This window comes from Pseudovibrio sp. Tun.PSC04-5.I4 (assembly GCF_900104145.1).
Classification (GTDB): Bacteria; Pseudomonadota; Alphaproteobacteria; order Rhizobiales; family Stappiaceae; genus Pseudovibrio.
The window spans coordinates 21,177-33,851 of the sequence record NZ_FNLB01000006.1; the positions used below are offsets into that span (position 1 = coordinate 21,177).

Sequence of the window (12,675 nt, forward strand, 5' to 3'; positions counted from 1 at the left end):
GGTTCTCAGGCCGAACACCTTCGAAAAACGTTTCAGGCCACAACTGAATGCCATTCCAGTAAAATGTTCGAATGGAAGGTAGCCCGAAATTAATCCGTGACGAGAAGGATGTATCATGGCGGCAGTGTGCTGAGGTCGGTTATAGAAAACAAGAGTGTCTGCAACCTCGGCATTTTAGATTGGAGTACTTGAGAATGAAAACTAAAACTCTGCTGGCAGGGGCTGCTGTGTTAGCGCTGTCGATCTCGTCAGCCTTTGCGGTCGATCGGGTTGTGAACGTTTACAACTGGTCAGATTATGTCGATGCGGATGTTCTCAAGGATTTCGAGAAAGAAACTGGTATCAAGGTCAATTACGACACGTTTGATTCAAACGAAATCTTGGAAACAAAACTGCTCACCGGCAAAACCGGTTATGATGTGGTGGTTCCAAGCGCAACATTTTTGCAACGTCAGATTCAGGCGGGTGTTTACCAGAAACTCGACAAATCCAAACTGCCAAATCTCAAGCACATGGACCCACTTCTGCAAGAGCGCACCGAGGTGTTTGATCCGGGCAACTTATATTCCGTAAACTACATGTGGGGCACCTCTGGCTATGGCGTGAATGCGGAAAAGATCCGCAGCCTGAACCCGGATGCTCCAATTGGCAGCTGGGATCTTTTGTTTGATGCTCAGGAGCTTGCAAAAATCGCAGATTGCGGTGTTTACGTGATGGATGAGCCGGATGAAATGTTCCCAGCGGCAATGCATTATCTTGGTTTGAACCCAGACTCCAACACTCCAAAAGACATTCGTCAGGCAGGCGAGCTTTTAGAGACGATCCGTCCTTACATTCGCAAGTTCCACAATTCTGAACTCGTAAATGCACTCGCAAACGGAGATATTTGTCTGGCCTACGGTTGGTCTGGAGATGTTCTGCAGGCGGCAGACCGCGCAGCTGAAGCTGATAAAGGCGTTGAAGTCACTTACATTCTACCAAATGAAGGGGCGCAGATGTGGTTTGACCAAATTGCAATCCCAGCAGATGCGACCAATGTCGACGAAGCATATGAATTCATAAACTACCTGATGCGTCCGGAAGTCATCGCGAAAATGTCAGACTATGTCTACTACGCAAATGGCAATAAGGATGCGACCCCATTGATAGATGCGGAAGTGACAGGCAATCCAAACATCTATCCAACGGATGAAGTGAAGCAGCGCCTATACACCATCGGTGCGAAACCGCTCAAAGCGCAGCGCCTCATGAACCGGACTTTTACTCAGGTAAAAACTGGATATTAATCAACCAACTCGGTCCTTCAGTTTTTTAGATATTGAAGAGCCGCTGATAAGGATTGGAATTTTGGCGAAAAAACCGCTTGGTCCAGTGCGTCGCGCATTTTCTCCTTGGGAAGACCCAAGTGCGACGCCCTTTATTGAATTTCGGAATATAACCAAGCGTTTTGGTGATTTTGTTGCCGTCGAAAATCTGTCTCTGAAAATCTATGAACGGGAATTCCACGCGCTTCTCGGTGGTTCTGGCTGCGGTAAAACCACGTTGATGCGTATTCTGGCGGGCTTTGAAGCACCAACAGAGGGTCAAGTATTTTTGGAGGGGCGCGATCTTGCCGGGATCCCAGCCTACAAGCGTCCTGTCAATATGATGTTCCAGTCCTATGCTTTGTTTCCGCATATGAACGTAGAAAAGAACATAGCTTTCGGACTGGAAATGGACGGTTTGCCGTCCAGCGAGATCAAAACACGGGTCTCCGAGATGCTGGGATTGGTCAAGTTGGAAGGGTTTGCAAAACGAAAACCCCATCAGCTGTCAGGTGGTCAGCGTCAGCGTGTCGCCTTGGCCCGGTCACTTGCCAAGCGACCAAAGGTTTTATTGCTGGATGAACCTCTTGCCGCGCTTGATAAAAAGCTGCGCGAGGAAACCCAGCTTGAGCTTATAAACCTGCAAGAAGAGCTACGCATGACGTTCCTGATTGTGACCCACGATCAGGAAGAGGCGATGACGGTGGCAGATCGAATTTCGGTCATGGACAAAGGCCACATCCTGCAAAATGCCACACCGGGTGAGATCTATGAGCAACCCAACTCCCGTTTCGTGGCAGAATTCATTGGTGACGTAAATATTCTTGATGGTCAGATCTCCAGCAAACAGGGAGAGGATGTTCAGATGTTCTCCTCCGTTCTAGGCAACCATCTTCATATCAAATATCCAACAACTGCCAAGCAGGGGGATCATGCCGCGTTTGCGGTGCGACCAGAAAAGCTCCGCATCTCATTGGATAAACCAGAGCAACCCGATACCAATGCCATTCAGGGGGAGGTCTGGGATATCGCCTACATGGGGGATGTCTCCATCTATCACATCAAAGTGGCGGAGACCGAGACTATCCGTGCCATCGTAGCCAATACCACACGGCTCGTGGAACGTCCGATCACTTGGGAAGATCAGGTATGGCTGTCTTGGGACAGTGATGCCGGTGTGATCTTGACACGGTAAGGGATACTGATGTCCGATCCTAACTTTGCCCCTTCCAACCTGACCAGATCGGAAACCATATCGGCTCCGACACAGGAACCGGATGCACCAGAGAACGCACCGACGAACCCGACAAAACCGTGGGGCCGCCTTGCTTTGATCAGTGTGCCATATCTCTGGCTCCTGCTGTTTTTTCTGGCACCATTTGTCATTGTCGCCAAAATTTCCCTGTCCGAAGCCGCAGTTGCGATACCTCCTTATTTTCCCATTTTAGACTGGGGGCAGGGCATTGCTGGCCTATGGGAAACTGTAAAAGGCTGGTCGTTCGACAATTATGTTTGGCTGACAGAGGATGATCTTTATTGGAAAGCGTATGTCTCAAGTCTGCAAATCGCGTTCACTTCTACAGTCCTGACATTGCTGATTGGCTTTCCGCTGGCCTATGGCATGGCAAGGGCGTCGCGTACTTGGCAACCGACATTGGTGATGATGATCATTCTGCCATTCTGGACCAGTTTTCTGATCCGGGTTTATGCATGGATTGGCATTTTGAAAGCAGACGGTCTTCTCAATCAGGCTCTTTTGCTGATCGGGGTCATTGATGAGCCGCTTGTCATCTTGAACACCAACATCGCCGTTTACATTGGCATAGTGTATTCCTACCTGCCGTTTATGGTTTTGCCGCTCTATTCCTCACTGGAAAAACTGGACACAACACTGATTGAAGCCGCTGAGGATCTTGGGTGTCCACCATGGAAGACCTTTTGGCGTGTCACTGTTCCGCTTGCCATGCCGGGTATGATTGCAGGGTGTTTCCTCGTATTCATTCCTGCTGTTGGTGAGTTTGTCATTCCTGATCTGCTCGGCGGATCATCAACGCTGATGATTGGTAAGACCCTCTGGGTTGAGTTCTTCTCCAATCGAGACTGGCCCGTTGCCTCTGCAGTTGCTGTGGTCCTTCTGGGATTGCTCATTATACCCATACTGCTGTTCCAGCGACACGAAACCCGCCGAACAGAGGGGGATCAGTGATGCCAAATAAACCGAGTTGGTTCAATCTCACGTCATTGGTGCTGGGTTTCAGTTTTCTGTATCTGCCCATCGTCATCCTGATCATTTTCTCTTTCAATGAATCGCGATTGGTAACGGTCTGGGCAGGCTTTTCGACCAAATGGTATACATCTCTGCTGCAAAACGAGCAGTTGCTGGAAGCGGCATGGGTCACATTACGTGTGGGGCTCGCATCTGCAACATTGGCGACTGTTTTAGGAACGTTAGCTGCCCTTGTTTTAGCGCGGCAAGGCCGCTTCTTTGGCCGAACCTTATTCTCAGGCATGATTTACGCACCGCTGGTAATGCCGGAAATCATTCTTGGCCTGTCTTTGCTTCTGCTGTTTGTCGCCCTTGACCAGAACCGAGGTTTCTGGACGATTATGATCGCACACACTACGTTTTCCATGTGTTATGTGGCCGTTGTCGTGCAATCCCGGCTTTCAGGGTTTGATAGGTCACTGGAAGAGGCCGCCATGGATTTAGGTTGCCCTCCAGTCCGTACGTTCTTCCGCATTACATTGCCGCAAATTTTGCCGGGAGTCTTGGCAGGCTGGATGCTTGCCTTCACGCTGTCCCTTGATGATCTGGTAATCGCCAGCTTCAACTCTGGCCCGGGCTCTACAACGCTCCCGATGAAAATATATTCGCAAGTTCGTCTGGGCGTGACACCCGAGATTAATGCCATCTGCACCATATTAGTTGCCTTGGTCACGGTGTGTGTCATCGCAGCTTCTCTCCTCACCAAACGTCAGAGACTACGGCGAATGGAAGAAGAACGACTCGCCGCTGCACACCTGTAAAAACTTAGGGATTTATCTGTGTCTACCAACGGGAATGGGGGCGATTGTGCGCTGCAAACGCATATTGCCTCCGGCTTTGTGTAAATCACCTAAATAAATAGTCGTTCTCAGTACATTGGGCACTTGGCGAGGGCCATAAACCCGTCTATCAACAATGCTATCGCTATACCTATTTTCCCCAAGAGGGAAAGGCACGATGCTGGCCCGGAGACCGGATCAGATCGCATTGCCAGCATGAACAGGCGGGATTGCTTGCGTTTTGGGAACATGAGGAATGTTTGCCGGACCGCCTCATGTACTGGGAGTTTATAATGAATAAAGTTTATCCAAGTGCTGCTGCAGCGTTGGACGGCCTGACATTCGATGGCATGACAGTCATGGCGGGTGGTTTTGGTCTCTGCGGCATTCCTGAAAATCTAATTGTTGCACTGCGTGATTCAGGGGTCAAAGACGTGACTGCAATCTCAAACAACGCCGGTGTCGACGATTTCGGTCTGGGGCTGCTGTTGCAAACCCGCCAGATCAAAAAGATGGTCTCATCTTATGTCGGCGAGAACGCGACGTTTGAGCGTCAATACTTGAATGGTGAACTGGAGCTGGAGTTTAACCCGCAAGGTACACTGGCTGAACGCATCCGCGCTGGCGGGGCTGGCATTCCGGGCTTCTATACAAAAACCGGTGTAGGCACGCTCATCGCTGAAGGCAAAGAACACAAAGACTTCAACGGCGAAACCCACATCATGGAAACTGGCCTGCTTGCAGACATTGCTCTGGTGAAAGCATGGAAAGCTGACAAGGAAGGTAATCTGGTCTTCCGCAAAACAGCACGCAACTTCAACCCGATGATGGCAACGGCAGGCAAAACCACCATTGTAGAAGTTGAAGAGATTGTAGAAACTGGAGAACTTGACCCGGATAACATCCACACTCCAGGTATTTATGTTCAGCGTATCGTTTTGGGTTCATTTGAAAAGCGCATCGAAAAGCGCACAACGCGTGAAGCGTAAGGGAGGCTGGCATCATGGCATGGACACGTGACGAAATGGCCGCCTGTGCGGCAAAAGAATTGCAAGACGGTTTTTATGTAAACCTCGGCATTGGTATCCCAACGCTGGTCTCCAACTACATCCCAGAAGGTGTGGACGTTGCGCTTCAGTCTGAAAACGGCATGCTTGGCATGGGCCCGTTTCCAACTGCTGACGAAATTGATGCAGACCTGATCAATGCGGGTAAGCAGACCATCACTGAACTGGACCGCACCAGCTACTTCTCCTCTGCAGACAGCTTCGCGATGATCCGCGGCGGTCACATTGACCTGTCCATCCTTGGCGCGATGGAAGTCTCCGAAAGCGGTGACCTCGCCAACTGGATGATCCCTGGCAAAATGGTCAAGGGCATGGGCGGCGCGATGGATCTTGTTGCCGGTGTGAAGCGCGTAGTCGTGCTCATGGACCACACCAACAAAAAAGGCGACAAGAAGCTGCTGCACAACTGCTCCTTGCCGCTGACAGGCGTTGGTTGCGTGGACCGCATCATTACCAATTTGGGTGTGTTTGATGTTGTAGAGGGCGGCCTTAAAGCCATCGAACTGGCACCAGGCATCACGATGGATGAAGTCAAAGAAAAGACCGAAGCCAAACTGGTTGATTGAAACTAGCTATTATTGAATTGGAAAAAGGCTGGTCTCGTGCCAGCCTTTTTTACGGACATATCAGTTCGATCAGGATGCATTAACGTCCTCGAGGAAACGACTAATTACGTCCTGCAATTCCTTCGCTCTTTCGCTTACCTTTTGTGATGCGATCAACACAGTGGTTGCAGATTGGCTTGTCTCTGTTGCCGCAGATGAAACTCCGCTTATATTCCTTGATACATCCTGTGTGCCTATGGCAGCTTGTTGCACGTTCTCGCTGATTTCGGAGGTTGCAGCCCCTTGTTGCTCAACAGCTGCTGCAATTGTGGATGTATATTCATTCACCGCAGTCATACGCACAGAGATAGAAGCTATTGCAGTGACGGCTTCTTGAGAAGAGGCCTGAACACTAGAGATCTGTTGTGATATTTCTTCTGTTGCTTTTGAGGTTTGGTTTGCAAGTTCTTTTACTTCAGAGGCAACAACAGCAAATCCCTTACCCATTTCTCCCGCGCGAGCAGCTTCAATTGTGGCGTTGAGGGCAAGAAGGTTTGTTTGCTCCGCTATATCTCTAATAAGGTTCACAACGGTTCCGATTTTCTGAACGGCGATGTCCAGATTTTCAACCTTATCATTTGTGTTGGTAGCTTCTTCGGTGGCCTCAAAAACCACCTTTTGGGTTCTTTGAACTTGGCTGCTAATTTCGCCAATCGAAGTTGATAGTTCTTCTGCCGCAGAGGCCACCGTCTGAACGTTTGTCGAAGCTTCTTCAGAAGCAGCTGAGGCAGAAGTTGCTTGCTGGGTTGTGTTTTCGGAAATGCTCGTGAGCCGGTTAGCTGTATTTGCTAACTCTTCGGAGTTCTCGCTTACGGATTGGAGAACCCCTTCAACTGCTGCATCGAAGTTAGATATAAGTTGGTGGATCGTTTTTTGTCGTGCGAGGCGTTTTTCCTGCTCTAGTTCGCTTTGGCTTTGGAGCTCGTGTCGTTCAATCGCATTTTGTACGAAGACCTGGAGTGCCCGGGCCATACGTCCGAGCTCGTCTTTACGGCCAGCATACTCGACTTTGCTATTTACATCGCCAGTTGCAAGCCTTTGCATACGTCCTGTGATGAGGCGAATTGGCTTCGCAATAGAAGCGCCTATCAACCAGAGGACGCCACTCCCAGCTAGTATGCCAATCAGAGCAATCGCAATGGAGAAGTAGAGGATACTCATTGCTGGTTTCAACAATTCATCGGTATCAACCCCAACAACCAGATACCATTGTTGGTTGTCGTTCAAGAGATTAACTTTGTAGAATGTCCTCGTCAAACCCTCAGCAGTTTCAACGGCTATTCCATCCGCGGCGGTTTGAATAGTTTCGAGAGCTGAGCGGGTAATGTTGGAACCAAGTAAGGTGCGATTCGAATGTGACACCCAGATACCACCTTCACTTAACAATCCAATAAATCCCGTCTCGAAGGGTTTGGAACTGGATATTTTTTCCTGTAGCTTGTCCATATAAAGATCGAGCATCACGGAGCCGATTACTTTGCCATCAACATTTTTAACAGGAGACAGAGCTGTTGAGAGCAGAATTTTCTTGCCACCTACATCATAGATAGCTGGCTCAGTTAGAAGTGGTTTCCCCGATATCAGAAGATCTGCATATGCTTTTCCGGAATTAGATGCTGGTTCCAATTTCAGGAACTTAGATTGCAAACCATTTCCTCCTCTAAAAAAGAGGGAAGAAAACAGTCCTGTGTCACTCGTAAATTCGAGTGCGGTGTTGTCTTTATCCAAGGCAAGCTGATCTGGTTGAAAACGGATAATACCGGCGGCAAATTTGGTGTTGTTTTCCATTACTGTTTTCAAAACGTCAAAGTAGACACGCCTGTCACTTATTCCGGTCGCGATGAGGCCTTCATATGTGTCTGCAATGAGAGCTGCTCCGCGCTCAATATCCATAAGTGCTTGCTGTGCGACTTCGGATTGAGTTTTAGAGACTTCAATGAGATTGACTTCGCCAGTCAATTTAGCAGCCTGCATCATCATAAATGCAATTACAGTCAGTAAGCAGACAAAAGAGACGAGAAAAACAGCACTCGCTGATAGAAAAATTCGATCCTTAAGGGACATAATAAAGCAACCCTGCATACATATGAATAAAATTACCTTGAGTATAAAGATCTTTGAAATTAGGTGCGTGAGGGTTAATTATTATAAGCTTTTGTGTTTTCGGTGGTGGTGCGTATATGGAAAATAAATATTAACTAAGTATTTATAAGTGCCGGGTGTGACACCCAACGTTTGGGTTACGCCGAACGAAACATTCAGTATTTGTGAAAGCAATTATTTCCGGGGGAAATATGATGTTTGCACGAGATTGTTCCGTGAAGTCCTATAGTCGTCGCCACTTGAGAGTAAACTGTCATCATAGGACGTTCCCAGACGTGAGATGCACGTCTGGTAAAAGTTAGAACCCAATCTACTTGCCTACCTTTAAGCACTTAAGCATTTAGACGCTCGCTGTGTGGAACGCATCATTACTAACTTGGGTATGTTTGATGTCGTGGAAGGCGGCCTGAAAGTCGCCGAACTGGCACCAAGCATCACTATGGATGAAATCAAGGAAAAGGCTGGAGCCAAACTGGTTGATTGAAATAGTCAGATAATTTGTTGGCTCTGATGGAGAGGGATTAATTCCCTTTTTTCATTTGTATGTAGTATAAATAATTGGTAACTATTTCCTACTCAAAGGGAAATAATTGCTTGTGATTGTGCTCAAAGAAGAAAATCTGCTGGCTGCTGGTGGGGTACGAAAAGTTTATGTGCACTCCGAAACTCCAAATAAATGCATTAAAGTGGATAAACTCACTGACCATTTAGGGGAATGGGGGACTGCACACGAGTTGGAATACTACTCGTATCTGGAGGAAAAACGCGGGTACCTAGATTTTTACGCCGTAGCAAAATTCCACGGAACAGTCGAAACTAATCAGGGCAAAGGTGCCGTATTTGATCTTGTTAGAGACGAGGATACGCAGGAACCATCCCAAACTCTCTATCATGTAATGTGCAAGTTTCATTCTTCTAAAGAAAGGGATATGCATAAATCAGCACTTAGAGAATTTAGGCGCAAACTACTAAAAGATAGAATTTTATGCCGTGATTTGAATCCTTGGAATGTGGTTGTGCAAAAAAAGAAAGACGGAAATATTCAATACGTCCTAATTGACGGAGTTGGTCATGGAAAATACAAAAAATTTGGAAGGTTTCGTATTTTTGTCAAGATGTTCCGCCACTTAAGACGACGTAATCTCAAGTCTTATGAATTATTGAAAGCGTATTGTTTGGATACCAAATTTAGCGATACGAGATGGACTGCTGGTCCAATATTACGCAAATAATGAATTGTAGATGATTTGAGGTAAATTTTATGTATCAATTTGGAAGGTTGAGATCCAGGTGTCTTGTTGGTGTTTTACGCATGAAATTTATGCTGCGACTTGGGAGGCTTTATGCTTGACCATGGAGGAGGGAAAATAAGCCTTCTTTTTATTTATTGCTCAAAGAGAAGCAATTTCTTATGATTATACTTAATGAAAACAATCTGATTGCATGTGGCGGTGTTCGAAAAGTTTATCAGCACCCTGATAAACCTAATCTTTGTGTTAAAGTTGACATGAATGCCGTGGGCAGGGGAGCTGGGGTTACTCGCCAGGAGGCAAGTCTGTTTGAACAGCTACTCAGGAAACGAAACCAGAAAGAGTTCTCGGTTATTTCGAACTACCGTGGAAGTATTGAAACAAATCTAGGTTTTGGTGGAATTTTTGATCTAATTACTGATGAAAGTACGGGTAAGCCTTCGCAAATTTTGATGAAGATATTGCAAGAGGAACCTGAGTTTGTTGCGACCAGAAAGTTTATTGTTGCACTTCAGAAGTTTCGCCGCGATTTGGTAAGGGAAGCTGTGCTTTGTCGCGATATCCGTCCATGGAACATTTGCGTTCAGATTCTGGCTAATGATGAAATCAGATTAGTGCTTATTGATGGTGTCGGACATGTAAAGAAAAAATGGTTCGAACATGTTGATTTGTTTGTGCAAATAAAAATGACATATTATTTTTTCAGTAAGTATATTTTTCCGAATAATCGACTCCTTAGATTTTATACGAGTGACCGGAAACAGTATTCTTGGAAAGCTGGACCAATGTTTGAGGCTGGTCACGAGAAAACTCAATCTAAGTGATAAAACTCAAAAATGCTGCAAACTTGCCCTTAACAGGGAGTTGGGTTATGCCACCTTTTGATGTCTGCATAAATGGAGCGTTCCGTGATCCCTATTGAAGTACTTACTGGTTTCTTTACCGTGACCGTTCTTCTGGCGCTGGTTCCGGGACCGGACAACATCTTTGTACTCACTCAGTCAGCCGTCAGTGGTCGTATGGCAGGTCTGGCAGTTACACTGGGCCTCTGCACGGGTTTAATTTTCCATACGACGGCTGTTGCGCTAGGTGTTTCGGCAATTTTTCAAGCGTCGGAACTGGCGTTTACTTTGGTCAAAGCTCTGGGTGTTGGTTATCTGCTCTACCTCGCATGGGGAGCCTTTCGAGCGAAGCCATTACCGTTGAAGCAAGGCAATGCGGGTCAGTCGTCGCTGTTACCGCTGTATCGGCGCGGCGTTATTATGAACATCACCAATCCGAAAATCGCGATTTTCTTCCTGTCTTTCTTCCCGCAGTTTATTGACCCAGCACACGGTCCTTTGGTTCCGCAGTTCTTGCAACTGGGTGCAGTTTTTATCTGCTCAACGATTCTGGTATTCGGAAGTGTAGCATTCGCCGCCGGCTCTATAGGTGATCGTCTCAGCAAATCAATCACAGCTCAAAAGGTGATGAACCGCATCGCATCCGTCGTCTTTGTGGGAATGGCATTGAAGCTGGCAGCCGCGACGCGATAATGCGCCGCCACCATTAATCGATCTTATTCAGCTGGAACCATCACAGGCGTACCTTTGGTGCGGCTGCTTGATTTTTGGCGAAATGTATCAGCGCTGGTTTTCGCTAGTAATATCACCGGAATAATCCCAACCATCACGATGACCAAAGCAGGCAACGCTGCATCCTCAAAGGCCTCGCGAGAAGCTGCGTTATAGACTGTTGTCGCCAGCGTCTCGAAATTAAACGGGCGCAGCAGCAATGTTGCCGGCAGCTCTTTCATGCATTCAACAAACGCGAGCAGAGCGGCAGATAGGATCACCGGCTTCATCAACGGCACATGCACCTTGCCCAATGTCTGCCATGCATTGCGACCAAGCGTTCTGGATGCCATGTCGTAATGCGGAGTGATCTTTCCAAAACCACCGTCAATCTGGCCATAAGAGACTGCCAGAAAGCGCACCACATAGGCGTAAATCAGCGCGGTACCGGAGCCAAGTAAAAGCAGACCGGTTGAGAACCCAAACAGGGCTTTGCTGCTATCCGCGATGAAGTTATCGAGCGCAGCAACCGGGAAGAGGATTCCAACCGCGAGAATGGTTCCGGGAACCGCATACCCAATAGAGGCGACGCGGCCAAGGCTTGTGGTCAAGCGGGAAGGGTTGATCCGTCTGCTGTAGGCTAGGGCCAGTGAGATGCCGATAGAAATCGTAGCTGCGATGAGAGCTAGCCAAAGTGTGTTCTGTGCAGCCTTCCAAAGCGCTGGATTAAACGCATCTTCGAACCGGCGGCTTGCACGGTTTGCAAGCAACAGAGCAGGGAAGAGGAACCCCAGAAGGATTGGCAAAGAGCAGGCAATCACAGCAACCCATTTTCGTAGTCCACCAAGCTCATAGCTAGGCAACGCACGGTACGTACCAGTTGACTGATGAAAGCGCTGCTTGCGACGGCCATAATACTCAAGAGCCATCAGCACTAAGACAAACACCAGCATCGTACAGGCGATTTGCGCGGCACCGGTCAGGCTGGAGCGGTTAAGCCATGTGTCATAGACTGAGAAGGTGAGTGTTTGTACACCGAAGAAGGAAACAGCTCCGATATCATTCAAGCATTCCATCAAAGCCAGCGTAACGCCTACTACAATTGCAGGGCGGGCAAGCGGAAGGGCGACTTTGAAGAATAGACGCATTGGGCCTGCACCCAAAGTACGCGAAACATCCAACGCACAGGCTGATTGAATGAGAAAAGACGCGCGTGCACTCAGATAAACATAGGGGTAAAGCACAAAGCCCATCACGAATACGGCGCCGCCAAGAGAGCGCACCTCCGGGAACCAATAGTCACGTGAGGTCTTAAAGCCGAATATATCGCGGATGATGCTTTGGGCAATGCCGGTGTAATCAAGCAATTCCACATAGGAAAACGCGATGATGTAGGTTGGAACAGCAAGCGGTAAAAGCAATGCCAGATCAAAGAACCTGCGACCCGGAAAACGGCACATGGTTACGAGCCATGCAGTTCCAACACCTACCACAAGAACCAGTATTCCAACGCCAATAAGCAGCTGCAATGTCGTTGAAATTGCGCGCGGAAGCACCGTGGAAATAAGATGAGGCCACAAATCGCCAGAGGAGCCAAGTGCCATAATGACGATTGCAAGTATTGGCAGTAAAATCAGTCCGGTGAGAAACAGCGTGCCAAACGTGAGAAGCCGCTCCCCTCGAGAGGAGGGGGCGGCGCTCTTAAACTGCAGCAGATTGTTAGAACCGTGTCTAGAGTTCATATGCTT

General features: G+C 48.0%; 11 protein-coding genes and 1 pseudogene. 10 read left to right on the forward strand and 2 right to left on the reverse strand.

Features of this window, described 5'->3' with window-relative positions; translation table 11 throughout:
• Nucleotides 1-194: 194 nt before the first annotated feature.
• The 6 genes from BLS62_RS05180 (at nucleotide 195) to BLS62_RS05205 (ending at nucleotide 5,982) form a co-directional block, all read left to right on the forward strand.
• Nucleotides 195-1,286 (forward strand): polyamine ABC transporter substrate-binding protein, encoded by a 1,092-nt coding sequence (locus tag BLS62_RS05180; protein ID WP_093177835.1) that lies wholly within the window; start codon nucleotides 195-197, stop codon nucleotides 1,284-1,286.
• A gap of 61 nt (nucleotides 1,287-1,347) precedes the next feature.
• Nucleotides 1,348-2,499 carry an ABC transporter ATP-binding protein gene (locus BLS62_RS05185; protein ID WP_208990692.1) on the forward strand — a complete coding sequence of 384 codons (1,152 nt, stop codon included), beginning with the start codon at nucleotides 1,348-1,350 and terminating at the stop codon, nucleotides 2,497-2,499.
• A 9-nt stretch (nucleotides 2,500-2,508) separates the two neighbouring features.
• On the forward strand, nucleotides 2,509-3,510 hold the full coding sequence (locus BLS62_RS05190) for an ABC transporter permease subunit (protein ID WP_093177839.1): 1,002 nt from the start codon (nucleotides 2,509-2,511) through the stop codon (nucleotides 3,508-3,510).
• Complete coding sequence (locus BLS62_RS05195; RefSeq protein ID WP_093177842.1) at nucleotides 3,510-4,331, forward strand: ABC transporter permease; 822 nt, start codon at nucleotides 3,510-3,512, stop codon at nucleotides 4,329-4,331. Before BLS62_RS05190 ends, BLS62_RS05195 begins: the two co-directional genes overlap by 1 nt.
• A 311-nt stretch (nucleotides 4,332-4,642) precedes the next feature.
• On the forward strand, nucleotides 4,643-5,338 hold the full coding sequence (locus BLS62_RS05200) for a CoA transferase subunit A (RefSeq protein ID WP_093177844.1): 696 nt from the start codon (nucleotides 4,643-4,645) through the stop codon (nucleotides 5,336-5,338).
• A gap of 14 nt (nucleotides 5,339-5,352) precedes the next feature.
• Nucleotides 5,353-5,982: a CoA transferase subunit B gene (locus BLS62_RS05205; RefSeq protein ID WP_093177847.1), complete on the forward strand. Its 630-nt coding sequence runs from the start codon at nucleotides 5,353-5,355 to the stop codon at nucleotides 5,980-5,982.
• 69 nt (nucleotides 5,983-6,051) lie between these two features.
• Here BLS62_RS05205 and BLS62_RS05210 read toward each other — a convergent pair whose 3' ends face one another.
• Nucleotides 6,052-8,085 carry a methyl-accepting chemotaxis protein gene (locus BLS62_RS05210; RefSeq protein WP_093177850.1) on the reverse strand — a complete coding sequence of 678 codons (2,034 nt, stop codon included), beginning with the start codon at nucleotides 8,083-8,085 and terminating at the stop codon, nucleotides 6,052-6,054.
• 394 nt (nucleotides 8,086-8,479) lie between these two features.
• Here BLS62_RS05210 and BLS62_RS32120 point away from each other — a divergent pair.
• The 4 genes and pseudogenes from BLS62_RS32120 to BLS62_RS05230 all read left to right on the forward strand — a co-directional run.
• Nucleotides 8,480-8,608: pseudogene (locus tag BLS62_RS32120) on the forward strand (succinyl-CoA--3-ketoacid-CoA transferase); the annotation flags it as partial.
• A 112-nt stretch (nucleotides 8,609-8,720) separates the two neighbouring features.
• Complete coding sequence (locus tag BLS62_RS05220) at nucleotides 8,721-9,356, forward strand: YrbL family protein (RefSeq protein ID WP_159436503.1); 636 nt, start codon at nucleotides 8,721-8,723, stop codon at nucleotides 9,354-9,356.
• Nucleotides 9,357-9,535: 179 nt separating this feature from the next.
• Complete coding sequence (locus tag BLS62_RS05225; RefSeq protein WP_093188448.1) at nucleotides 9,536-10,198, forward strand: YrbL family protein; 663 nt, start codon at nucleotides 9,536-9,538, stop codon at nucleotides 10,196-10,198.
• 84 nt (nucleotides 10,199-10,282) lie between these two features.
• Entirely contained in the window at nucleotides 10,283-10,909 is a 627-nt protein-coding gene (locus BLS62_RS05230) for a LysE family translocator (protein ID WP_093188451.1), read from the forward strand.
• Nucleotides 10,910-10,932: 23 nt separating this feature from the next.
• On the opposite strand, the gene BLS62_RS05235 is transcribed toward BLS62_RS05230, so the two are convergent.
• The gene (locus tag BLS62_RS05235; RefSeq protein WP_200798475.1) at nucleotides 10,933-12,669 is read right to left on the reverse strand and encodes an ABC transporter permease; all 1,737 of its coding nucleotides are present in this window, start codon (nucleotides 12,667-12,669) and stop codon (nucleotides 10,933-10,935) included.
• Between the last annotated feature and the right edge of the window lie 6 nt (nucleotides 12,670-12,675).